Source organism: Sphingomonas sp., from assembly GCF_039595165.1.
Lineage (GTDB): Bacteria > Pseudomonadota > Alphaproteobacteria > Sphingomonadales > Sphingomonadaceae > Sphingomonas.
Genome location: NZ_JBCNMA010000027.1, coordinates 1 through 21982, shown reverse-complemented (window position 1 = coordinate 21982; position 21982 = coordinate 1). Strand labels below are relative to the sequence as shown.

Here is a 21982-nt window from a genome sequence, read left to right as displayed (position 1 = left end):
TGAGATGCTTACCAAGCTGCTTCGTCACGCCACCCCGCTCGCGCTCCTGCTGGGTGCGCCCAACGCCCTGGCACAGGGCACGGCGCAGACGCCCGCGGCCAGCGACGCCGATCCGGCTCTATGGGTGGTCAAGGACAAGGACACGACGATCTATCTGTTCGGCACCGTCCATATCCTGAAGCCGGGCCTGTCCTGGTTCGACGAGGCGGTGAAGAAGGCGTTCGACGCGAGTGGCGAGCTGGTGACCGAGATCGGCGGAACGCCCGACCCCGCCAAGGCACAGCAGCTGATCATGAAATACGGGTTCAACCCGAGCGGCCCGACGCTGACCGAAAAGCTGCCCGAGGACAAGCGCGCCGCCTTCGCCAAGGCAGTCGCCGACCTTGGCCTGCCGCAGGCGGCGATCGACCGCTTCGATCCGTGGCTGGCGGGCGTGCAGATGACGATGCTCTCGCTCGTCCGGCTCGGCTACAACCCGCAGAGCGGCGTCGAGCAGGCGCTCGACACGGCGGCCAAGGCGGCGAACAAGCCGGTCTCGGGGCTCGAATCGGTCGAAGAGCAGTTCAGCTTCTTCGACTCGCTGTCCGAGGACGCGCAGATCAAGTTCCTGGTGGAGACGATCGACAAGCTGCCCGAGGCCGGACCGGCGCTCGACAAGATGGTCGCGGAATGGGGCGCGGGCGATGCCGACGGGCTCGCGGCGATCATGAACGAGGGCTTCAAGGCCTCGCCCGAGGTGTCGAAGAAGCTTCTGTCCGACCGCAATGCGCGCTGGGCCGAGTGGATCGACACGCGGCTCGACAAGCCCGGCGTGGTGTTCGTCGCGGTCGGCGCGGGACATCTCGCCGGACCCGAGAGCGTCCAGGCCTATCTGGCGAAGCGCAAGATCAAGTCGAAGCGGGTCAAGTACTGACCGCCCGACCGAGACCGGTCAGCGGCCGGCCACGGCAGGCGCGTCCGCCCAGTCGCCCCTGGGCAGCCGCGCCGGGTCGAGCACGACGTGGCGGATGCGCTTGCGGTCCCAGGTATAGGTGATGTGGACTCGCCCGTCGCGCGCCTGGATCACGGCAGGATAGGCATAGCCCGCCCCCAGCGGTGCGCTTTCCAGCGTCAGCACCTTGCGCCACACCACGCCGTCGTCCGAGATCGCGACGTTGATCGGATAGCGCAGACCCTTGCCCGCCCGCGCAAGGCTGTGGGCGCTGTGGTTGTAGACGATCAACTGGCGCCCGTCGGCGAGCGTGACTGCATCGGTCCCCGAATTGGGATTGGGCAAGTCGATCGCCGAGAGCGGCGACCAGCTCTTGCCCCGATCCTTCGACCAGGTGGCGGCGACCACGCCTTCCCGCGTACGCGCCACCGCCTGGAGCTGCCCTTCCTTGTTGAACAGGATGCTCGGCTGGATCGCGTCGATGCCTTCGGGCGAGGCGACCGGCGGGGTTGCCTGCCACGTCTTGCCGCCGTCCGAACTGCGTTCGAAGTGGAGCGACCAGCGGTTGCCCTCCTGCTCGGTGCTCGACGGCGACAGCCAGCTACCGTCCGCGAGTTCGACCGGCTTGTTCTTGATCGGACCGAGGATCCCGTCGGGCAGGCGGCGCGGCGTGCTCCATGTCCGGCCGTCATCGGTCGAGGTTGTCATCATGCCCCACCATTTGCTCGGGCTCGGGCCGACCTTGTAGAACAGCGTCAGCGGGCCGTTCCTCGGCTGGAACAGCACCGGGTTCCAGGTCGGCAATCGCGGGCCACCGGGCTGGATGCCGTTGGCGACGCTCACCGCCGGCTGCCACGCGCCGTCGCGATAGCGTGCGACATAGATCTCGACGTCGGGATTGCGCTCGCGGGTGCCGCCGAACCACGCCGCGAGGATCGTGCCCGCGCGCGTCTCGACGATCGTCGAGGCGTGGACCTGGGGATAGGGCGCGGTCTCGAAGGTGAAGCCGGCGCTCAGGACCGGCGAGGCCAGACGCGCGGTCTGCTGCGGCGTCGCCGCGGCGAGAATGGGAAGAGCGAGGACGAGGACGCACGCGGCGCGGAATGGTTGAGCCATATAGTCATACTAATGGCGAAGCGCGCGACGTCCAGCGGGTTTCGGAGGTGGGTCAGAATAGGGCCGGTTGGCGCTCCGGACGAACCACGCGCCCATGCCCGCGCCGCCGCTCCAGCTCGACCTGCGCGGTGTAGCGGATATCGACATCGCGATCCTGCAGGAAGCCCTCGAGCGAATCGTCGTCGATCTCGCTCCATTCCTTGCCGCGGTCGGGGCCGTAGCGGACGCGCGGCAGCAGCCCGGGCAGCTTCGACCATTCGACGAGCTGCGCCACGCTCGCCTCATTGAGCATGTCGCGCAGATGATGCGCCGTCACATAGGCGTCGGGGAAGGCGCGATGTGCGGGCAGGCCGCGCTCATGCTCCAGTCCTTCGGGCATGCGGAAATAGCGCAGCATCTGATTGGAGAAACCTGGGCTTCCCGGCCATAGCCGCAACGCGCACTTCCACGTGCAGATCCAGTCGGCGCCGCGAGTCAGCGCGGGGGTGCAGAATTGCTCCTCGAAGCTCGCGCGATGCGCGGCGAGCGCGATGCGGCGCGGCCAGGGATCGAGGATCGGGCGCGCGACGTCGTGCCACCAGGGCGCGTCGGCGACGTCCTCATCGCGGATATGGTGCACCGCCATCGTCAGGGGCGGGATCGGGCGCCCCGGATTGACCATGCGGTGGCCGCCCTCGCCGTGCAGCTCCCAGCGGCCATCCGCGCCGAGCGCGACGTCCTGCCAGCCGATCTCGCACACGGCATGCGCCGGCGGCTTGTCGCCGGTGGTCTCGAGATCGATGACGCGGATGATCTGGGGCGTGGGGGCCATGGCAGCCTAAGTGGGATGTGGCGCTCGGAAAAGCGAGTCGAAACGCGGATCAGGAAGGCGCGACTTCCGCCGTGGCGAAGGGCGAGAGCTCCGTCCAGCCCAATGTGGTATAGAGTGCTCGACCTTCCTCGGTGGCGACAAGCAGCTCGGGAACGACGGCGTCCGCCTTGGCGTTGCGCAACGCGGCCATCACGGCGCGGCCCAGGCCTTTGCGGCGATGGTCCGGATCGGTGATGATCTGGTCGTAGATGAAGACACCCGCTGCTTCGGCCGCTGAACCGCTCGCGGCGAGCGTTCCATCCGGCGCCAGAATCGCAACCCGGCTGACTCCGGCATCGCGCTGCCGCTGCAGCACATAGTCTGCGGGCAGCGCAATGGGGGCAGGCGGAAGCGCCGGTCCCCCCATGAAATAGCGGGGCTCCCTCAGGCGCCACCGTGGCGGAAGCGCGGCGAGCAGATCTTCTCCGCTGCCGCAAAGCTTGAGGAAATAGCCCGGTGCGTCGAGGGTACGCCCCAGCGCCGACAGACCGTCGCAGGCCTTCACAAATGCCCAGCGGCAGATTTCGATTTCACCTGCCGTATCGACCCGGAAGCCACCCCGATCCGCCACTGGCGCCGGCAGGCCGCGCGCGACCGACCGCGCCGCCAGCCAGCCGAATAGCAGGGTTGGGCTCAATGCGCCGCCTGCGGTCCCCGGACCAGTCCGCTCGCCTCGAGCTGCGCGTCGATCTGCGCGAGCAGGCGGTCGAGCGCCTCCTGGCTGCGCGCCTCGGCGCGCGCGACCAGCACGTCCTGGGTGTTCGACGCGCGCAGCAGCCACCAGCCATCGGGCGTGTTGACCCGCGCGCCGTCGGTGTCGTTGACGTCGGCGCCGGTGTCCTTGAGCCGCGCCAGCACCTCGTCGATCACCGCGAACTTGCGGCTCTCGTCGACCTGGAAGCGCATCTCGGGGGTGTTGACGAAGGCCGGCATGTTGCCGCGAATCTCGGTCAGCGACTTGCCGATCAGGTGGACGGCGTTGATCAGCTGCACCGCGGCGTACTGCGCGTCGTCGAACCCGTAATAGTCCTGTGCGAAGAAGATGTGGCCGCTCATCTCGCCGGCGAGCGGCGCATGCGTCTCCTTCATCTTGGTCTTCACCAGGGAGTGGCCGGTCTTCCACATCAGCGGCTTCCCGCCGAGCTCGGCGACGCGGTCGAACAGCATCTGCGAGGCCTTGACGTCGGCGATGATTGTCGCGCCGGGCTCCTTGCGCAGCACAGGTTCAGCCAGAATGGACAGAAGCTGATCGCCCCAGATCACGCGGCCTTCGCCGTCGATCGCGCCGATCCGGTCGCCGTCGCCGTCGAAGGCCAGTCCGAAATCGAGGTTCTTCTCGGCGACGAGACGGCGGAGGTCAGCCAGATTCTTCTCTTCGGTGGGATCGGGGTGATGGTTCGGAAAATTGCCGTCCACATCGGTGAACAGCGTGTGATGCTCACCCGGCAGGAGCTCGACCAGCTTCTCGATCACCGGGCCGGCGGCGCCGTTGCCGGTATCCCAGCCGATCCGGAAGCTGCCGCCCGCATAGCCGGCGAACAGACAGCCGACATAGTCGTCGAGGATGTCGGCGTCGGAGACGCTGCCCGCGCCCTCCTCCCAGTCGCCCGCCGCGGCAAGCTTGCCGATCTCCTGAATGTCCTGGCCGAAAAACGGGCGATGCTGAAACACCATCTTGAAGCCGTTGTAATCGCCGGGATTGTGGCTGCCGGTTATCTGTATGCCGCCATCCACCTCTAGGATCGCCTCGGCATAATAGAGCATCGGCGTCGGCCCCAGCCCCACGCGCACCACGTCGCAGCCCGAAGCCGTCAGCCCCTCGACCAGCGCCGCCTCGAGCTCGGGCGAGGAGGTGCGCCCATCACGGCCGACCGCGACGCGGTGCCCGCCGGCGCGGCGCAGCAGGGTCGCGAAGCCACGACCGATCGCGCGCGCGTCGTCCGGCCCGAGCGTCTTTCCGACAATGCCGCGAATGTCATACTCGCGAAGCGAGGTCGGGTCGAAACGGTGCGTCATGATGCCTCCCGGAGAAACGGTAACCGCCCAATTCGCGAGCGCGGCGGAAGTTTCAACTGTCGGATTTACGTAACAGCGTATCGCGTGCAGCGTTCACCTGACGCGTGAGCTCGGACGAGCCGCCGCGGTCGGGGTGGACGCTGGCGATCAGCCGGCGATGCGCGGCGCGGATTTCCTCGGGCCCGGCCTCCTGGCCGACGCCGAGCACGGCGCGCGCGTCCGCTTCGGGGCCTGTCGGCGCGGGCGGCACCGGCGCGGCCTTGGGCGTGCCCGGCATCGGCCGCCCCCAGCCATGCCACATCCGCCAGCCGATCCAGCCGGTCCCCAGCGCGACGAGCAGCTTCCAGATCATGCGCCCTTGCTCATGCGAACACCGGGATGGTGCTGGCGGTTTCGGGCAGAGCGAGCCCCGCCATCATCTCGCGCAGTTCCTGGCGTGCCGCGACATGCGCCAGCCCCATCTCGCCGAACTCGCGCGCGTCGAGCATGGTCAGCCCCTTGGGGAACAGCTCGCGATAGATCACGCGTTCGCTGAGGCCCGGAATGACGCGGAAGCCGACTCGCTTGGCGAGCTGGTCGATCGCCTCCGACACGCGCTTCATGTTGCGCGCCTCGATATGCTGCATGCGGTTGCGCAGGACGACCCAGTCGATCGTCGCGCCATCGGCCTTGGCGCGGCGCTTGCGCGAATCCCAGATCAACTCGGAATAGAAGCTCGGCTGCGTCACGCGGAAGGTGTCGGGGTCGACATGGCCGATCAGGTCGAAATCGACGAAGCTGTCGTTCATCGGCGTCACCAGCGTGTCGGCATTGGTGATCGCGATGCGCCCGAACTTGTCGTCGCGCCCCGGCGTGTCGACGATCAGGAAGTCCGAGCCTTCGCTCAACCGCTCGAGCGATTCGGCGAACAGGTCGTTGCTCTCGCCGTCATGCGTCTCGTAGCGCGGCATCGGCAGATCGCGGCCGGTGCGCTTGGTCGTCTCGCGGCGATTGTCGAGATAGCGCGCCAGGGTGCGCTGGCGATGGTCGAGATCGAGGCAGGCCACCCGCGCGCCGCGCGCCGCCAGCGCGATCGCGGTATGCACCGCGGTGGTGGATTTGCCGGTTCCGCCCTTTTCGTTGGCGAAGACGATCACATGCAATGGGTTCGACGCTTCCGCCAACGCTTAACTTCCTTGATTGATCACCCGGCCCGCCCCCCATAGAAGGCCGCGCTTCCGTCCATATCCAAGGCCGAATTCGCGTGCAAACCGTCCGTCAGCTTTCCGACCTCCGCGATGCCATTTCGGGATTCCGCGCCGCCGGAGAGCGGGTCGCGTTCGTGCCGACGATGGGCGCGCTGCACGCCGGACACATGGCGCTGGTCGCCGAGGCCAAGCTGGCGGCGGCGCGCGTCGTCGTCTCGATCTTCGTCAATCCCAAGCAGTTCGGCCCGAACGAGGATCTCACGCAATATCCCCGCAAGGAGCAGGCCGATTCGCGCATGCTCGCCGAAGCGGGCGCGGACCTGCTGTGGCTGCCGCCGGTCGAGGCGATGTATCCCGACGGACATTCGACCAGCATCGCGGTTTCCGGCGTCAGCGAGCCGCTCGACGGTGCCGCGCGGCCCGGCCATTTCGACGGCGTCGCGACGGTCGTCGCCAAGCTGTTCAACCAGGTGAAGCCCGACATCGCGCTGTTCGGCGAGAAGGACTTCCAGCAGCTCGCCGTGATTCGCCGGATGGTCGCCGACCTCGACTTCGACATCGAAATGCGCGGCGTGCCCACCCAGCGCGACGATGACGGGCTCGCCTTGTCCTCGCGCAACGCCTATCTCGCGCCCGAGGATCGCGCCGCCGCGGTCGCGCTGCCCCGCGCGCTCGGCGTCGCCGCCAAGGCGATCGAGAAGGGCGACGATGCGGAGGGGGCGCTCGCCGCCGCCCGTGCCGCGCTCGAAGCGGCGGGCTTCACGGTCGACTATGTCGAGCTGGCCGATGCCGAGACGCTCGGCGCGCCTGTCGCCGGAAAGCCGCGCCGGCTGCTCGCGGCGGCCCGGATCGGCGGTACGCGCCTCATCGACAACATCGCGGTCGAGGCAGCGTAAACGGCGTTAACGCTTTGGTTACCATGACTGCCCCACCCTGTGTCCCATGAAGACACAGATCAAAAGTGGGGCAAAGTCATGGGCAACAGCATTAAGAGCGCACAGTTCCTGATCGACAGCCGGCTGGCCGACGCCGCGCGGGGAAACGCCGACGCGGCCTATGAGCTCGGCATGGTCTATTCGAGCGGCGCAGCCGGCGTCGACGTCGACCTGATCGAAGCGCACAAATGGTTCAACATCGCTGCGCTCAAGGGCAGCGCCCACGCGCCGTACATGCGCGCCGAGATCGCCGAGGACATGACCGCGCGCGAGATCATCGAGGCGCAGAAGCAGGCCCGCTCCTGGCTCCAGCTGACGACGCTACGCGCGGCTTGAACTACTTCTTCTTCGCCGCCGTCTTCCTGGCCGGGGCCTTCTTCGCCGCAGTTTTCTTCGCGGGCGCCTTGCGGCCCTTTTTCTTGGCGGGACCCGCGGCGGCCTTGGCGTCGATCAGCTGCACCGCCTCGTCGAGCGTGAGGCCCGCCTGGTCGACCGACTTGGGCAAGGTCGCATTGGTCGTGCCGTCGGTGAGATAGGGACCGAAGCGCCCTTCCATCAGCTTGATCTCAGCGCCCGACACCGGATGCGCGCCGATCACCTTCAACGGCTCGCGCGAACCGCGCTGCGCCCGACCGCCGCCGTTCGCGGCTTCGGCGAGCTTGACCACCGCCGCGTTCATGCCGGTCTCGAACACCTCCGCGGTGGACTGGAGCCGCGCATATTTGCCGTCATGCGCCAGATAGGGGCCGTAGCGGCCGATCGAGGCGGTGATCGGCTTGCCGCTCTCGGGATGGTCGCCGATCGTGCGGGGCAGGTTGAGCAGCCTGACCGCCCAATCCAGATCGAGCTCCGGAATGTCCTTGGGGATCGAGGCGCGCGCCGCGTCCTTGCCCTCGCCGCGCTGGATGTAGGGCCCGAAGCGGCCCGAGCGGCGGCTGATCTCCTCGCCCGTGTCGGGATCCTGTCCGATCACCTCCGGCCCACTGTCCCCGCCATTCTCGCCGCCCGGCTGGCCGAAACGGCGGGTGAACTTGCACTCGGGATAGTTGGAGCAGGCGACGAACGCGCCGAACTTGCCCCCGCGCAGCGCCAGCCGCCCCTCGCCGCATGCCGGGCACAGCCGCGGGTCGCTGCCGTCGCCCTTGTCGGGAAAGAGATAGGGTTCGAGGAACTTGTCGAGCGCCTCGGTCACCTCGCTCGGCTTGCGCTCCATCACCTCGTCGGTGCGCGGGCGAAAATCCTTCCAGAAGGCTTCGAGCACCGCCTGCCAGCCGGCGCGGCCGCCGGAGACGTCGTCGAGCTCTTCCTCGAGCCCCGCGGTGAAGTCGTAATTGACGTACTTCTCGAAGAAGCGCTCGAGGAAGGCGGTCAGCAGCCGGCCGGTCTCCTCGGCGAAGAAGCGGTTCTTCTCGACGCGGACATAGGCGCGGTCCTTGAGCACCTGGATGATCGAGGCATAGGTCGAAGGGCGGCCGATGCCGAGCTCCTCCAGGCGCTTGACCAGCGAGGCCTCGGAGAAGCGCGGCGGCGGCTGGGTGAAATGCTGCTCGGCATCGACACCCTTCTTGGCAGGGGTGTCGCCCTGGCGGATCACGGGGAGGCGGCGGCTGTCCTCGTCGCCTTCAGCGCCGTCGGCATTTTTGCCAGAGGCGCCAACGGGATCGTCACGACCTTCCTCGTAGAGCGCGAGATAGCCGGGGAAGATCACCACCTGGCCCGTGGCGCGCAGCGCGTCCTGGCCGGTCGGCTCCTCAAGCTCGACCGTGGTGCGCTCCATTCGCGCGCTCGACATCTGGCTCGCCAGCGCGCGCTTCCAGATCAGCTCGTAGAGCTTGGCGTGATCGCCACCACCGGCGCGGTCGCGGCTGAAGTCGGTCGGGCGGATCGCCTCGTGCGCTTCCTGCGCGTTCTTGGCCTTGGTCTGGTACTGGCGCGGCTTGTCGGGGATGTAGCTCGCCTGATAGCGGCTCACGATCGCCTTGCGCGCGGCGTCGATGGCGCTGCCGTCCATCTGCACGCCGTCGGTGCGCATATAGGTGATCGCGCCGTCCTCGTAGAGGCCTTGGGCGATGCGCATCGTATGGCTGGCGGAGAAGCCGAGCTTGCGCGCCGCTTCCTGCTGGAGGGTCGAGGTGGTGAAGGGCGGTGGCGGGTTGCGCATCGCCGGCTTGGTCTCGACGCTGGCGACGGTGAAACGGCCCTGCTCGATCGCCGCCTTGGCGCGCATCGCGGTGCCCTCGTCGCCGATCGACAGGCGGTCGAGCTTCCTGCCCTCGAAGCGGACCAGCCGCGCGTCGAACGCGGTGCCGTCATGCTCGAGATGCGCAGTGACCGACCAGTATTCCTGCGCCTTGAACAGCTCGATCTCGCGCTCGCGCTCGACGATCAGGCGCAGCGCGACCGACTGCACGCGACCCGCCGACTTGGCCCCGGGCAGCTTGCGCCACAGCACCGGCGAGAGGGTGAAGCCGACGAGATAGTCGAGCGCACGGCGTGCGCGATAGGCGTCGATCAGGTCGGTATCGAGCTGGCGCGGGTGCGCCATCGCGTCGGTCACCGCGGCCTTGGTGATCGCGTTGAAGGTGACTCGCTCGACCTCGGCAGGCAGCGCCTTCTTCTTCGCCAGCAGCTCCTGCACGTGCCAGCTGATCGCCTCGCCCTCGCGATCGGGGTCGGTGGCGAGGATCAGCCGGTCGGCCTTCTTCGCCTCGTCGGTGATCGCCTTGAGCTGCTTGGCCTTGTCGGGATAGGTCTCCCAGTCCATCGCGAAACCGTCGTCCGGCTTCACCGATCCATCCTTGGGCGGCAGGTCGCGGACATGACCATAGGAGGCGAGGACGCGATAGTCCTTGCCCAGATACTTCTCGATGGTTTTCGCCTTGGCGGGCGATTCGACGATGACGAGCTGCATGAGGTCCCGGTTTAAGGCTTCGCGTATACGCGCGAGGATGGGAAGCCGCGGCGGCACGCGTCAAGGGGCGGCGGCACGACATCTTGTTAACTTGGCGCGCCTATCCTGGGCGCATGGCTCCGGCAGCGCGTCTCCCATGCTTTCGTTCGAACGCCTGATCGGCGACCACAGCGCGATCGCCGCCGCGGCAGCGGCGCTGGTCCGGGCGCTGCAGGAAGATGCGCTTCCCGCCGAACTGGCCGCAGGCGTGAAACGGCTCGATGCGGCGCTGACTCCCCATCTCGCGATCGAGGACGAGCAGATCTACCCGCTCCTGCTCGCCAGCAAGGACGCCGGACAGCGCGTCACCGCGCGTGAGGCGATCGAGGCTTATGCGGCGCTGAGCCCGCGCTGGCGGGCATTCGTGACCAGTTGGGACGAAGCCGCGATCACAACGAACCGCAAAGGCTTCGCCGCCGATCTCGACCAGATCCTGCAGATGATCCAGGGACGGGTCCGTTCGGAGAACGAGACGCTTTATCCGATGGCGCTGCGCGGCGCGCATATCCGGCTGCGTGGCGCGTGATGCCCGCCGCGAATCAGGCGAAGACCTGATCGAGCCCCACTGAATCGGGCGCCGTGAGCCGATAGACCGCACCGGCGACCGCCCATCCCCCCAGCGCCATGACCCCGGTGGCGAGATTGCCGAGCAAGGAAGTCACGAGCGAGGGATCATCCGACGTGATGGCACCCCATTCGAGATAGACGCCGGCAACGATCAGTCCGAAGAGCCCCAGCAGCGGCACCAGCAGCAGCGCCTGCACCAGCAGCAATGGCCGCCACGCACGCCGCGTGCGGCGCCAGCTCTCGCCGATGCTCCCCGCCAGCCCACGCTGCTCGACCACCGCGATCCCCACCGCCGGCGACAGGCGCCCGGCAAGGTACAGGCCGGGCACCAGCAACAGGACATATGCCGCGCCGACGACCATCCAGGCGAGCAGGTGAAGCGTCACCGCAACCACGGGCGCGCGGATCGCCGCGATCCGGCGGCCGTCGCTTGCCGTGCCCAAGACCCTGCGCAGAACGAGATATTGCAGGACCCCGGCGAAGCCCGCAGCGGCCGCGTAGAGCGCCAGCGTCGCGTTCCACGAGAAAATCTGGGTATCGATCCAAGTCCCCAGCGCGATGTTGGCGCAGGCCGCCGCGAGGAAGCTCAATGGACTCGCGCCGACCAGAGCCGAGGCCTCGTTCAGGATCGCCGCGACATCGACACGCGAAGCTTCGGCCATGTCAGGCGAGGCTCACCCGGCCGCCGGCATGGCGCTCGAGGCGCCCGGCAAGCTCGAGCTCGAGCAGCACCAGCTGCACGGCCGCCGCGGGCAGCCCGGCCTGGCGGATCAGCTCGTCGACCGGAACCGGCACCGGACCGAGCAGCGCTTCGATCCGGCGGCGTTCGGCCGCGTCGGGCTCGGCCGCCGGTTCGCGGCCGAAGTCGCGGGCGGGCGAGCGCACCACGCGGGCATCGATCGGGCGTATCGCCTCGAGGATATCCTCGACACTCTGCACCAATGTCGCGCCCTCGCGGATCAGCAGGTTGCAGCCCTGCGCGCGCGGATCGAGCGGCGAGCCCGGCACCGCCATCACCTCGCGCCCCGCCTCCGCCGCGATCCGCGCGGTGATCAGCGAGCCCGAGCGCGGCGCCGCCTCGACCACCACCGTGCCTTGCGCGAGCCCGGCGATGACGCGGTTGCGCGAGGGGAAGTGGCGCGCGAGCGGCTCGGTGCCAGGGGGCTGCTCGGCGATCAGCAGGCCCTCATTGGCGACGCGTTCCTGCAGCTCGCGATTCTCCGGCGGGAAGGCGATGTCGATCCCGCTCGCGATCACCCCGATCGTCCCGCCGCCGATCGAGCCGAGATGCGCGGCGGTATCGACCCCGCGCGCGAGGCCAGAGACGACCGTCGCGCCCGCCCCTGCCAATCCTTGCGCGAGCTGCCGGGCGAAGCGGCAGGCCGCCGCGGATGCGTTGCGCGCGCCGACCATCGCCACGCACGGACGGCTAGCGAGCGCGAGCCGGCCCCGCACCAGCATCGCGGCGGGCGCATTCTCGAGCTCGGCGAGCAGCGAGGGATAATCGGGATCGCCGAGGAACACGTGGCGCGCGCCGAGCTTCGCCGCGGCCGCCATCTCGCGGCGAATGGCGGCGAGGTCGGCGATCACGGGCGCCGCGCCGCCGCCGCGCATCGCCAGCGCGGGGAGCGCCTCCAGCGCCGCCTCGGCCGAGCCGAACCGGGCGATCAGCTGGCGGTAGGTGACGGGGCCGATGCGGGGCGAACGGATCAGCCGCAGCCGCGCTAAATCCGCTTCGCTTTCACCCATCCTTGCGGCCGACTCGCGGCTCGGTGCCCGCCAGCAGCCGTTCGATATTGGCGCGATGCTTCCACAGCACGACCATCGCCAGCCCGAGCAGCAGCAGGACGAGGTCGAAGCGCTCGAAAAAGGCGGCGCTCACCGGCGCGCTCACCGCCGCGGCCATCCCCGCGACCGAGGAGATGCGCACCAGAGCGAAGAGTCCGAGCCAGACCGCCGCGAACACCAGCCCGGAAGGCCAGTGCAGCGCGAGCACGATCCCCAGCAACGTCGCGACGCCCTTGCCGCCCTTGAAGCTTAGCCAGACCGGATAGCAATGGCCGAAAAAGGCGCCGGCGGCGGCGAGCACGCCCATGCCCGGCCACAGCCGCTCGGCGATCAGCACCGCCGCGGCGCCCTTGGCGAGATCGAGCAGCAGCGTCGCCGCGGCCAGCCCCTTGCGGCCGGTGCGCAGCACGTTGGTCGCGCCGATATTGCCCGATCCGATCGCGCGCAGGTCGCCCGCGCCCGCCATCCGCGTCAGCAGCACGCCGAACGGGATCGAACCGAGCAGATAGCCCAGCAACAGCGCCAGGGTCGGCGTCACCCAGAGGATTTCGGTGGTCAGCTTCATTCCCCTTGCTTGCGTCCAAAGCTAGGTGCTTCGATAAGCGCGCGCAACAATCTCAATCAGGCGATTTCCGTCATGGCCGATATCCGGCCCCTCCTCTTTTTCGATTCGGGCATCGGCGGCCTTTCCGTGCTCGCCCCCGCCCATGCGCTGCTGCCGCAAGCGCCGCTGGTCTACGCCGCCGACAGCGCAGGCTTCCCCTATGGCACGCGCAGCGAGGCCGAGATCGCCGCGCGCGTGCCGGCGCTGCTCGGGCGGCTCGCCGAGCGTTACCGGCCGCGGCTGATCGTGATCGCGTGCAACACCGCCTCGACCATCGCGCTGACGCATGTGCGCGCCGCGCTCGACGTGCCGATCGTCGGCACGGTGCCGGCGATCAAGCCCGCGGCAGCGCTTTCGAAGACTCGCGTGATCGGCGTGCTCGGCACCGACGCGACCGTACGCCAGCCCTATGTCGACAAGCTCGCCGCCGAGTTCGCCGCCGACTGCACCGTGATCCGCCACGGCAGCGCCGACCTGGTGGAGCTGGCCGAGGCCAAGCTGCGCGGCGAGTCGCTCGATCCGGCCCGGTTCCGCGCGGTGCTCGACGGCCTGCTCGGCCAGCCCGGCGGCGAATGCGTCGACGTCATCGTCAACGCCTGCACGCATTTCCCCCTGGTCGAGGAGGAACTGGCCGCCGCCGCGGCGCGGCCGGTCACGTTCATCGACGGCGGTCCCGGCATCGCGCGTCGAATCGCGCACCTGACGGAGGGACAGGACTGGCCCGAAGCGCCAGCCCCCGGCATCGCGGTGTTCACGCGCCTCGACGACGCCGCGCGCGCGCTGGCACCGGCGCTCGCGCGTTACGGCCTCGAACGAATCGAGGCGCTCTGACCCCTTCCATGTCGAATCGCGGCCGGTGGACAAAGACCGGCCGCGGTGCGCGGCTAGATCGCGTTCGGCACCGCCGGCGCGAGCGTCCGCACCCGCTCGGCATAGCGCTCGGCCATGTCGAGATGCGCGCGGCGCGCGGTCATATCCTGGGCGCGTTCGGCATAGGCGCGCTCGTCCTGCTCGCGCCGCCTGAAATAATGATAGTCGTTCCGTTCCATGCGACCGATCTCCCTTCGCTTCGAAGCGGGAGCACCTTCTGGTCTCTCAGCCGCGGGAATGCTGCGAGTCTCGTCCCACGGTGCGTTCACCATAGCAGAAACGGCCTGTGGAGTCCTGATCGATGATAAGCTCTACCCCATTCCTGCCTTCCCCGGGCGGGTCGCCGTGGATGCTGGCATTGCCCGCGCAAAACCGCTATCGGGACCCCCCATGACCAGCTCCGTTCCCGCCGACGCCACCCCGCGCGCCGTGGATTATTCCCGCGTCTTCACCCAGGCGATCGACCGGCTGCATGCCGAGGGCCGCTATCGCGTGTTCATCGACATCCTGCGCAACAAGGGCATGTTCCCCAATGCGCGCTGCTTCGCCGGCCATAACGGGCCGAAGCCGATCACCGTGTGGTGCTCGAACGACTATCTCGCGATGGGCCAGCATCCCGCGGTGATCGCGGCGATGGAAGAGGCGCTGCACGATGTCGGCGCCGGATCGGGCGGTACCCGCAACATCGGCGGCAACACCCATTACCATGTCGATCTCGAGGCCGAGCTTGCCGACCTGCACGGCAAGGAAGCGGCGCTGCTGTTCACCAGCGGCTATGTCTCGAACGAGGCGACGCTGTCGACGCTCGCCAAGATCCTGCCCGGCTGCATCATCTATTCGGACGAGCTCAACCACGCCTCGATGATCGCGGGCATCCGCAATTCGGGTTGCGAGAAGCGCGTGTGGCGGCACAACGACGTCGCGCATCTCGAGGCGCTGCTCGCCGCCGACGATCCCAGCACGCCCAAGCTGATCGCGTTCGAGAGCGTCTATTCGATGGACGGCGACGTCGCGCCGATCCACGCGATCTGCGACCTGGCCGACAAGTACAATGCGCTCACCTATCTCGACGAAGTCCACGCCGTCGGCATGTACGGCGCGCGCGGCGGCGGCATCTCGGAGCGCGACGAGGCGGCGGGCCGGCTGACCCTGATCGAGGGCACGCTGGGCAAGGCGTTCGGGGTGATGGGCGGCTATATCGCCGCGGACCAGACGATCATCGACGTGATCCGCAGCTACGCCCCGGGCTTCATCTTCACCACTTCGCTCTCGCCGGTGCTGGTCGCCGGGGCGCTCGCGTCGGTCCGCCACCTCAAGCGGTCGAGCGAGGAGCGCGACGGGCAGCAGGCGGCGGCGGCGCGGCTCAAGGCGATGTTCGCCGAGGCGGCGCTGCCGGTGATGGACTCGGTCACGCACATCGTGCCGCTGATGGTCGGCGATCCGGTCAAGGCCAAGCGGATCAGCGACATCCTGCTCGCCGAATATGGCGTCTACGTGCAGCCCATCAACTATCCGACCGTGCCGCGCGGCACCGAGCGGCTGCGCTTCACCCCCGGCCCGGCGCATGACGAGGCGATGATGCGCGAGCTGACCACCGCGCTGGTCGAGATCTGGGAACGGCTCGAGCTGCGCGCCGCGGCCTGAGGCTCGTTGCGACGAGCGGCGGAACCCGTTTCGCCGCCGTTCATTCTTGCCCCCTGAAACCAACAGGAGGCGTAATCGCATGAAATCCATCCTGAAAACGGCGCTGGCCGGCGCCGGACTGGTCGCGCTCGCGGCGTGCGGCGGCGATGCCGACGACAAGGCGGCGGCGAATGTCGAGGCGGCGGCGGAGAACCAGGCCGACAATCTCGAGCAGCAGGCCGATCTCGCCCCCAACGAGACGATGGAAGAGGCGCTCGACGACCAGGCCGACAATGTCGAGGCGGCCGGCGAAGCCAAGGCCGATGCGATCGACGACAATGACGACGCGCGGCTGGAGAATGCGCGCTAAGATCGACCGGATCGATCACATTGGCCGTATCTTCGCGTTTCGGATCGATTTCGTCATTCACTAGATGGGCGGTTCCACTTGAGAGGAACCGCCCGTGCCCCGCGACCTGCTGAAGACGCTGACCTATCTCGCGGTCCACCTCACCGTGGGTTTTTCCGTGGCCTATGCCTTCACCGGCTCGCTGACGCTCGCCGGCGGGATCGCGCTGATCGAGCCGTGCATCAACGCGGTCGCCTTCTTCTTTCACGAGAAGGCATGGAAGCGAGTCGAGGCGCGCGCCGCGCTCGATCCGTTCGTGCGCGACGCCGTGGCGCACGGCTGAGCTAGCCGCCGCGATCGAGCAGGTCGTCGGTCACTTCCATGAGCAGCATCGGCTCGTTCGCGGCGTCGGCGACCGCGTCGACGAACGCGGCGCGGGTCGCCGGCTCGTCATAGACCATCCTGGCCTCGAACGCGGCCTGCCAGGTCGCGCGGTCGGGCCATTCGGCGACCCCGATGAAGCGCCCCTGGTCGTCGCGATGGAGCCGCGAGCCGAGCGAGCCGTACTTCGCCTGAATGAGTTCGGTCCCGCGGCGCCAGGCGGCGCGGAACTGCGCTTCCTTGCCGGGATGAACCCTCCACCAATAGGCGGCGACGAACATGGCAGCTCTCCTTTGCCGATGAAGCGTTCCGCCCCCGCGAAGGTTGCGCCGCGGCTGCGTCCGGCGCAGGATGGACACCGGTTACCACGAGGAGAGACCCGATGCGCCGCGCTGCCCTGTCCCTTGGCTCCCTGCTAGCCTTCGCCACGGCGCTCGCCGCCTGCTCGCCGGCCGCCGAGACCGCCAACAACGCCGCGGCCGCCGACAATGGCGTGCTGCCCGAGGGTCCCGAGACCGCGATCCGCAACGTCGCCGCCGCCGAGCTGCCCGCGGGCCTCGCCGAACTGGTCGAGGCGACGGTGCCGGGGATGACGATCGCCGAAGCCGAGCGCAAGGAGCGCGAGGGGCGCATCTATTACGACGTCGAGGGCACGCGCCCCGACGGCAGCGAGGTCGAGATCGACGTGCTGCAGGGCGCCGACGGCAAGCTCGCCGCGGTCGAAGTGCAGCGCGACATCGACTGGACCGCCGCCCCGGCCCCGGTGCGCGCCGCCGCCGCGGCGAAGAAGGACGCCTTCACTCCCGAGCGGGTGATCGAGAGCCGCCAGGTCGAGGGTGGCGCGACGATCTACGAGCTGTTCGCGCCGGGCCGCAGGGACGAGCCCGCGATGGAAGTGCGCTGGCAGGGGGGCAAGGCCGAAGTGCTGGGCGAGCGCTGGGCGCACTAGGGTCTAAACTCGATTAGAACGAGGTCGAGACGGAGCGGATTTTGGCGCCAGGCTAGGAGCAAGGAGGGAGCGATGGGTTTCCATCGTGACCGACGCGCGACGCCGCATGGCGCCAAAAGACGCCCGCCGCTGCGCGGTTGGTCATGGAGAGCCGCCGAGCTGCGTCGCTTGCTTGCGCGTAGCTCTGCTACGCGACTGCGCTGCGCTCCTTGTCGGCGGCTCTCCATGACCAATCTCGATCCTCGTTCTAATCGAGTTTAGACCCTAGCCCCGCCTGGACAGCCGCAACCGCAGCCAGCTGCCCGCCGCCCACCAGCCGAGCGCCCAGAGCAGACCGAAGCTCCAGCCGGCGAGCACGTCGCTCGGCCAATGGACGCCGAGATAGACGCGGCTGAGGCCGATCGCGGCGACGAGCAGCAGCGTCGCCACGAGCAGGAACACGCGTGCGTCGCGGCGGCGCACCACCTGGATGCTGACCAGCGCGATCGTGAGGTAGATGATCGCGCTGTTGGCGGCATGGCCGCTGGGGAAGCTCGCCGAGCCGACCTCGACCAGATGATCGACCAGCGCGGGCCGCTCGCGCCCGACGAGACGCTTGACGAGCGCGACCGCGATCGAGCCGGTGGCGGTGCCCGCGAACACCAGCGCTGCGGCGAGCAGGTGGCGGTTGACCGCGAGGAAGGCGATGGTCACCGCCGCGGCAAGGGTGAGCACGGTCTCGCCGCCCAGCGCCGTCACGTCGATCATCGCCTGCTTGAGCCACAGCGGGCCGGCGGGCGTCGCGAGGTTCCCGTCCTGCCGCAGCGCCAGCATGATCGCGCTGTCGAACGCGAAGCGGCTGCCGCCGGCAATGGTGCGGCCGAGGATCGCCAACACCAGCACCGCCCCGGCCAGCGCCGCCAGCGCGATCAGCACGAAGGGCGGATGGCGGACATCGGGGGCCGACTGGTCGGGGGTGACCGGCGCTTCAGTGATCGCGGAGAGGGAGAAGGGTTCGCTCATGCCGCGGGTCTGGCAAAGCGGACGGACGCGGGCAAGCGGCGCGGCCGGGAGTCAGCGGCGCTTGAAATACTGGATCGCGCGCTCGTGCCGCTCCGCCGCTTCGCGCGTGTCGAACGTGCCGAGGTTGCGGCGCTTGCCGGTCTCCGGATCCTTGCGGCGCGAATAGATGCGGTAGCCGGACTTGAGCTTGCGGATCATCCGGCAAGAACGCGCGAGCCGGCGATGCGCTCCTAGTGCGGATGCTTGTGCGCCGGCGTGGGGGTGGGCGACGGGCGGGTCGCGGGCAGGTCGCTCCCGGTGGCGCCGTCGAACGGCTTGACGTGCCCGCGGATGCCGCCGCCGGGTCGTGGGCTGGGCGCGGGGGTCGGCTTGGGCGTCGCGGCCGGCATGGGTGCGGCGGACGTCGTCGCGATCGGCACGGCCGCGAGCGCGGTGAGCGAGGCGGTGGCGGCGAGCAGAGCAAGGCGGCGCATGCAGGAGCCTTTCGATGCGGACTGGGCGCGCGCTTCTATCATGGGCGTGGCGGGGCGCCAATTCGATCGGCGAGATGGACGGTCAGTCGATCGCCTCGACGCCCTGTTCCTTGAGGCGCTCGAGATGGTCCTTCATGTGGCGGAGCTGCTCGGGCGAATGGCCCTGCCATTCCGCCACTTCGCCGACGACGCGCAGCGGGTCGCGCGCGCGGTAGGACTTGGTCGGGTTGCCGGGGAAGCGCGTGTCGGTGAGATTGGGATCGTCGACGAATTCGCCGGTCGGCTCGACGATGTAGACGCGCTCGCGCCCCTCGCCCTGCGCCAGCTCGGCGCCCCAGATCGCGGCCTCGAGCGTGCCCGAGAAATAGACCCAGGAGGCCTGCTTGCGCTGGCCGTAGTTGGAGGCATAGCCCGGGCCGATCAGGTCGCCGGGCGCGAGATCGGCGCGGTTGCCGTGATAATAAGGCGGGGCGGCGTCCTTGGCATAGGTCATGGCATGCTCCTGCAGCGACGGCGGTAGCGGAACAAGAGACGGACTGGCGCTGGCATCCCCGCATGACGCGACGCCCACTCGCGCGCGGAGCATACCGGAATCGGGTTCACATTTCCTTAGGATCGCCACCCTAGCGCTGGCGGGGCGGAGGTGGACCATGTTGCGCATGCTGGCATTGGGCGTCCCGGTGCTCGCCATCGGCTATATGGCGATGCCCGGCGGCGGATATTCGCGCGTCGTCGACCGGCCGCCGGGCGAGGTCGCGGCGGCGCTGGCGGATCTCGACATCCGCGAGCAGCCGGGATCGCCCGGGACCGACGCCTCGCGCTCGGGCGGGATCCTGCCCGTGTTCAGCCACCAGCGCAGCGCCGACGCCGTCACCTTCATCGTCGCGAGCGGCGACAAGACCGCGGTGCGGATGATCGCGCATCTCGAGCCGGTCGACGGCGGCAAGCGCACCCGCGTCACCGCCAGCGTCGAGCGCGGCGACGCGCCCGACGACTTCGTCTCCCCCGCCTTCCGCTCGCGGGGCATCACCATGGGCCTGTTCACCATGGCGATCGAGAGCGAGCTCGACGAGCTCACCGCGCCGGTGCGCAAGGCCGGCGCCGAGACGTGCGAGAAGCTGATCGAGCGCTTCCAGGCCAGCGCGCTCGCCTCCGAGGACCTGCAGCGGCGTGACGGAATCAAGGATGCGATGGGCGATACCGCTTCGGCGGTGATGCGCATCGCGGCGCTGCAGCAGGAGGCACGGCGGCTGGGCTGCGACACGGGCGCGTCGCACGCGTTCAAGCCGGTGTCGAACCGGATGGGCGAGGCCGGCCCCGCACCGCGGATTGAGCTTGAGTCGAGCGAAGGCGAGGGCGTGACGTACAAGCCGGGCGAGCCGATGCTCGACCCCGATGCGGGGCTGCGCTGACGCGCGGCGGACCGGGCGGCGGCTTGCCGGAGCGGGGCGGGCTTCAGGCAGCGCGCAGCGGCCAGCGGCCATGCTCGACATGGGTGGTCTTGCCGACCACGCTTTCCATCAGGACGATCTCCTCGACGGTCCAGGCGATCGGGGCGATCTTCTGGCTGCCGAGCCGGTCGCCGGCATAGTTGATCGTGACGTGCGGCTCGGGCGTGGTGCCGAGCGTGAGCGGGGCCTTGTGCTCGAGCAGGTGACGGATCAGCGCGGCCTGGAAGGCGCGGGCCCGGGCGAGCGGGTCGCGGGTGCGCAGCGTCACGGCCTTGCGGTTCTCGATCCGGTCGAAGGCGAGCGGGAAGGCCGGGCCGTCGAAGCCGTCGAGCGCGGCGATGACCTGCGGCAGCCACTCGGGCGGGCGTAGTGGAGGTCGAACAGCACGACGAGCGTGACGTGGAGGAGATGCGGGCCGCGCGACGGATCGTTGCGGGGGAGCGCGATGATCCGGGCCTGGATCTCCGGCGGCGGCTTGGCCATGATGTAGAGCGGGTTTCGAGCGCGCATCGCCACCGACACCTTTCCGTCGTTCCTTATATGTTCTATGGCTCGCCTCATGCAAGTGGCATTCGCCTTTGCGGCGGCGGACGTCGCCGGCTGGCGCGCGCGGCTGGGTCCGGTCGCCCTGCCGCGCCGGCGGCGCTCGCCGGTCGGGCAGCTGGTCAAGTCGATCATCAGCGCGCGCACCCGCGACGCGGTGTCGACCGCGGCCTATGACCGGCTGGTCGCCGGCTATGACGGGCCGGCCGCGCTGTCGCGGGCGGCGCCGGCGGCGGTCGCGCGGACGATCGGCGACGTCACCTTCGCCGAGGTGAAGGCCATGCAGCTGGTGGCGGCGCTGCGCCGGATCGCCGCGGCGGACGGCGGCTTCGCGCTCGATCATCTCGCCGATCGCCCGCTCGGCGATGCGCTGGCGTGGCTGGAGGCGCTTCCCGGCGTCGGGCGCAAGGTGTCGGCATCGACGCTCAACGCCAGCACGCTGCGGCGGCCGGTGATGATCGTCGACACGCATGTGCTGCGCGTGCTGCAGCGGCTGGGCTTCGTGCCGCCGGCCGCGGACTATCGCGCGAGCAGCGAGGCGGTGACCGCGGCGATGCCGAGCTGGACGGGCGACGACTTCCTGGGCTTCCACATCGCGCTGAAGCGGCTGGGCCAGGCGGCGTGCCGATGGGACGCGCCGGATTGCGCGGCCTGTCCGCTGGCACCGGATTGCCCGACGGCTAGGCGTGGCGTTGGCGTAGTTTGAAAGCTGCCCCCCTGGGGAAAGCAGGGGCCCAGGGTCCGGAGCCTATCGCTTGTGGCTCTGGGCCCCTGCTTTCGCAGGGGAACGGCCCATCAAAACTGGACTGCGCCATCACCGGCGCGCGGCGGAAGTTTACACTAGCTTGACACTATCCGCGCCTTGCCGGCGGCGGGGGCGCGGGAGGGCGTTGCTGACCGGATCGATATGATAGCAGGCGTCGGCAAACTCCTCGTCGGTCAGCGTGGCGCCGTCGTCCTGCCTGGCCAGCGCGGCGGCGCCCCGCGCGTCGCGCGCCGCCGCTTCGTCCGCCTTGATGCGGGCGGCGGATTTGGGCGGACGCTGCTCGCAAAGGTGGCGCGGCAGGATGCCGTCGGCGGCGTCGGCGAGCTCCAGTTCGTCCGCCAGAGTCTCGGGGTCGAGCAGCTGTTCGGGCGGCGCGGGCAGCGCGGGCTCCATCGCGCGCAGGCTGTCCTGCAACGCGGGGATGGCTTCGGCGGGCGCCGGGGCCGATGCGGCGGCGGGCCGCGGGTCTGAAAGTCGGGCGCCATAGCGTTCGGGCTTGAGGTGGCTGAGCAGATATTTGAGCAGGCGATTGTCGTGGACGAGCCGGGTCGCGATCACCTCGCCATCGCGGTTGAGCACTTCCTGCTCGGTCCCCTCGATCGCGCGCTCGAAGGCGATGTCCTCGACCAGC

Annotated in this window: 29 protein-coding genes and 1 pseudogene; 11 read left to right on the top strand and 19 right to left on the bottom strand. The window is 69.2% G+C overall.

The window, feature by feature from the left end:
- The first annotated feature begins 4 nt into the window (after positions 1–4).
- Positions 5–913: a TraB/GumN family protein gene (locus ABDV68_RS07250; protein ID WP_343519096.1), complete on the top strand. Its 909-nt coding sequence runs from the start codon at positions 5–7 to the stop codon at positions 911–913.
- Between the two features lie 18 nt (positions 914–931).
- Here ABDV68_RS07250 and ABDV68_RS07245 read toward each other — a convergent pair whose 3' ends face one another.
- From ABDV68_RS07245 to ABDV68_RS07220, 6 genes are all read right to left on the bottom strand, one after another.
- Positions 932–2047, bottom strand: coding sequence for a sialidase family protein (locus tag ABDV68_RS07245; RefSeq protein ID WP_343519095.1), 1116 nt, complete (start codon positions 2045–2047; stop codon positions 932–934).
- Positions 2048–2099: 52 nt separating this feature from the next.
- Positions 2100–2858: an exonuclease domain-containing protein gene (locus tag ABDV68_RS07240; RefSeq protein ID WP_343519093.1), complete on the bottom strand. Its 759-nt coding sequence runs from the start codon at positions 2856–2858 to the stop codon at positions 2100–2102.
- Between the two features lie 49 nt (positions 2859–2907).
- The gene (locus ABDV68_RS07235) at positions 2908–3534 is read right to left on the bottom strand and encodes a GNAT family N-acetyltransferase (RefSeq protein WP_343519091.1); all 627 of its coding nucleotides are present in this window, start codon (positions 3532–3534) and stop codon (positions 2908–2910) included.
- Positions 3531–4913, bottom strand: coding sequence for a phosphomannomutase/phosphoglucomutase (locus ABDV68_RS07230; protein WP_343519089.1), 1383 nt, complete (start codon positions 4911–4913; stop codon positions 3531–3533). Before ABDV68_RS07230 ends, ABDV68_RS07235 begins: the two co-directional genes overlap by 4 nt.
- Before the next feature lie 52 nt (positions 4914–4965).
- A complete protein-coding gene (locus ABDV68_RS07225) occupies positions 4966–5190 on the bottom strand; it encodes a J domain-containing protein (protein ID WP_343519118.1) in 225 nt (74 codons plus the stop codon).
- 85 nt (positions 5191–5275) lie between these two features.
- A complete protein-coding gene (locus tag ABDV68_RS07220; RefSeq protein ID WP_343519088.1) occupies positions 5276–6076 on the bottom strand; it encodes a division plane positioning ATPase MipZ in 801 nt (266 codons plus the stop codon).
- Positions 6077–6156: 80 nt separating this feature from the next.
- Here ABDV68_RS07220 and panC point away from each other — a divergent pair, with 80 nt between their 5' ends.
- Both panC and ABDV68_RS07210 read left to right on the top strand, forming a co-directional pair.
- On the top strand, positions 6157–6996 hold the full coding sequence (gene panC / locus ABDV68_RS07215) for a pantoate--beta-alanine ligase (RefSeq protein ID WP_343519087.1): 840 nt from the start codon (positions 6157–6159) through the stop codon (positions 6994–6996).
- Positions 6997–7074: 78 nt separating this feature from the next.
- Positions 7075–7371 carry a hypothetical protein gene (locus ABDV68_RS07210; RefSeq protein ID WP_343519086.1) on the top strand — a complete coding sequence of 99 codons (297 nt, stop codon included), beginning with the start codon at positions 7075–7077 and terminating at the stop codon, positions 7369–7371.
- A gap of 1 nt (position 7372) precedes the next feature.
- Here ABDV68_RS07210 and topA read toward each other — a convergent pair whose 3' ends face one another.
- The gene (gene topA / locus ABDV68_RS07205; protein ID WP_343519084.1) at positions 7373–9946 is read right to left on the bottom strand and encodes a type I DNA topoisomerase; all 2574 of its coding nucleotides are present in this window, start codon (positions 9944–9946) and stop codon (positions 7373–7375) included.
- A gap of 37 nt (positions 9947–9983) precedes the next feature.
- On the opposite strand from topA, the gene ABDV68_RS07200 reads away from it, so the two are divergent.
- Complete coding sequence (locus ABDV68_RS07200; protein ID WP_343519083.1) at positions 9984–10511, top strand: hemerythrin domain-containing protein; 528 nt, start codon at positions 9984–9986, stop codon at positions 10509–10511.
- A 13-nt stretch (positions 10512–10524) separates the two neighbouring features.
- Here ABDV68_RS07200 and ABDV68_RS07195 read toward each other — a convergent pair whose 3' ends face one another.
- The 3 genes from ABDV68_RS07195 to plsY are packed head-to-tail and all read right to left on the bottom strand — an operon-like array spanning position 10525 to position 12905.
- Entirely contained in the window at positions 10525–11214 is a 690-nt protein-coding gene (locus tag ABDV68_RS07195; RefSeq protein ID WP_343519081.1) for a hypothetical protein, read from the bottom strand.
- A gap of 1 nt (position 11215) precedes the next feature.
- Positions 11216–12301 carry a DNA-processing protein DprA gene (dprA, locus tag ABDV68_RS07190; RefSeq protein ID WP_343519080.1) on the bottom strand — a complete coding sequence of 362 codons (1086 nt, stop codon included), beginning with the start codon at positions 12299–12301 and terminating at the stop codon, positions 11216–11218.
- Positions 12294–12905: a glycerol-3-phosphate 1-O-acyltransferase PlsY gene (plsY, locus tag ABDV68_RS07185; RefSeq protein WP_343519079.1), complete on the bottom strand. Its 612-nt coding sequence runs from the start codon at positions 12903–12905 to the stop codon at positions 12294–12296. Before plsY ends, dprA begins: the two co-directional genes overlap by 8 nt.
- Before the next feature lie 72 nt (positions 12906–12977).
- Here plsY and murI point away from each other — a divergent pair, with 72 nt between their 5' ends.
- Positions 12978–13775 carry a glutamate racemase gene (gene murI / locus ABDV68_RS07180; protein WP_343519078.1) on the top strand — a complete coding sequence of 266 codons (798 nt, stop codon included), beginning with the start codon at positions 12978–12980 and terminating at the stop codon, positions 13773–13775.
- A gap of 53 nt (positions 13776–13828) precedes the next feature.
- Here the strand turns inward: murI and ABDV68_RS07175 are convergent, their stop codons facing one another.
- Positions 13829–13993: a hypothetical protein gene (locus tag ABDV68_RS07175; RefSeq protein ID WP_343519077.1), complete on the bottom strand. Its 165-nt coding sequence runs from the start codon at positions 13991–13993 to the stop codon at positions 13829–13831.
- 211 nt (positions 13994–14204) lie between these two features.
- Between ABDV68_RS07175 and hemA the strand changes: the two genes are divergently transcribed.
- From hemA to ABDV68_RS07160, 3 genes are all read left to right on the top strand, one after another.
- A complete protein-coding gene (gene hemA, locus ABDV68_RS07170; protein ID WP_343519076.1) occupies positions 14205–15458 on the top strand; it encodes a 5-aminolevulinate synthase in 1254 nt (417 codons plus the stop codon).
- Positions 15459–15537: 79 nt separating this feature from the next.
- Positions 15538–15807 (top strand): hypothetical protein, encoded by a 270-nt coding sequence (locus ABDV68_RS07165; protein WP_343519074.1) that lies wholly within the window; start codon positions 15538–15540, stop codon positions 15805–15807.
- Between the two features lie 94 nt (positions 15808–15901).
- Positions 15902–16129, top strand: coding sequence for a DUF2061 domain-containing protein (locus ABDV68_RS07160; protein WP_343519072.1), 228 nt, complete (start codon positions 15902–15904; stop codon positions 16127–16129).
- Between the two features lies 1 nt (position 16130).
- Here the strand turns inward: ABDV68_RS07160 and ABDV68_RS07155 are convergent, their stop codons facing one another.
- On the bottom strand, positions 16131–16448 hold the full coding sequence (locus ABDV68_RS07155) for an antibiotic biosynthesis monooxygenase (RefSeq protein WP_343519071.1): 318 nt from the start codon (positions 16446–16448) through the stop codon (positions 16131–16133).
- A 101-nt stretch (positions 16449–16549) separates the two neighbouring features.
- Here ABDV68_RS07155 and ABDV68_RS07150 point away from each other — a divergent pair, with 101 nt between their 5' ends.
- Positions 16550–17116 (top strand): hypothetical protein, encoded by a 567-nt coding sequence (locus tag ABDV68_RS07150; protein ID WP_343519070.1) that lies wholly within the window; start codon positions 16550–16552, stop codon positions 17114–17116.
- A gap of 264 nt (positions 17117–17380) precedes the next feature.
- On the opposite strand, the gene ABDV68_RS07145 is transcribed toward ABDV68_RS07150, so the two are convergent.
- The 4 genes from ABDV68_RS07145 to arr all read right to left on the bottom strand — a co-directional run bounded on the left by ABDV68_RS07145 (position 17381) and on the right by arr (position 19084).
- Complete coding sequence (locus ABDV68_RS07145; protein WP_343519069.1) at positions 17381–18118, bottom strand: phosphatase PAP2 family protein; 738 nt, start codon at positions 18116–18118, stop codon at positions 17381–17383.
- A 51-nt stretch (positions 18119–18169) separates the two neighbouring features.
- Positions 18170–18316 carry a hypothetical protein gene (locus ABDV68_RS07140; RefSeq protein ID WP_343519068.1) on the bottom strand — a complete coding sequence of 49 codons (147 nt, stop codon included), beginning with the start codon at positions 18314–18316 and terminating at the stop codon, positions 18170–18172.
- Between the two features lie 32 nt (positions 18317–18348).
- A complete protein-coding gene (locus ABDV68_RS07135) occupies positions 18349–18591 on the bottom strand; it encodes a hypothetical protein (protein ID WP_343519066.1) in 243 nt (80 codons plus the stop codon).
- Positions 18592–18673: 82 nt separating this feature from the next.
- Positions 18674–19084, bottom strand: coding sequence for an NAD(+)--rifampin ADP-ribosyltransferase (gene arr, locus ABDV68_RS07130; RefSeq protein WP_343519065.1), 411 nt, complete (start codon positions 19082–19084; stop codon positions 18674–18676).
- 157 nt (positions 19085–19241) lie between these two features.
- On the opposite strand from arr, the gene ABDV68_RS07125 reads away from it, so the two are divergent.
- Complete coding sequence (locus ABDV68_RS07125) at positions 19242–20003, top strand: hypothetical protein (RefSeq protein ID WP_343519063.1); 762 nt, start codon at positions 19242–19244, stop codon at positions 20001–20003.
- Positions 20004–20046: 43 nt separating this feature from the next.
- Here the strand turns inward: ABDV68_RS07125 and ABDV68_RS07120 are convergent, their stop codons facing one another.
- Entirely contained in the window at positions 20047–20310 is a 264-nt protein-coding gene (locus ABDV68_RS07120) for a hypothetical protein (RefSeq protein WP_343519061.1), read from the bottom strand.
- The gene (locus ABDV68_RS07115; RefSeq protein WP_343519060.1) at positions 20307–20552 is read right to left on the bottom strand and encodes a hypothetical protein; all 246 of its coding nucleotides are present in this window, start codon (positions 20550–20552) and stop codon (positions 20307–20309) included. Before ABDV68_RS07115 ends, ABDV68_RS07120 begins: the two co-directional genes overlap by 4 nt.
- A gap of 49 nt (positions 20553–20601) precedes the next feature.
- Here ABDV68_RS07115 and ABDV68_RS07110 point away from each other — a divergent pair, with 49 nt between their 5' ends.
- Positions 20602–21291: an endonuclease III gene (locus ABDV68_RS07110; RefSeq protein ID WP_343519059.1), complete on the top strand. Its 690-nt coding sequence runs from the start codon at positions 20602–20604 to the stop codon at positions 21289–21291.
- A gap of 129 nt (positions 21292–21420) precedes the next feature.
- Here ABDV68_RS07110 and ABDV68_RS07105 read toward each other — a convergent pair.
- Positions 21421–21982 (bottom strand): annotated as a pseudogene (locus ABDV68_RS07105) (hypothetical protein); the annotation flags it as partial.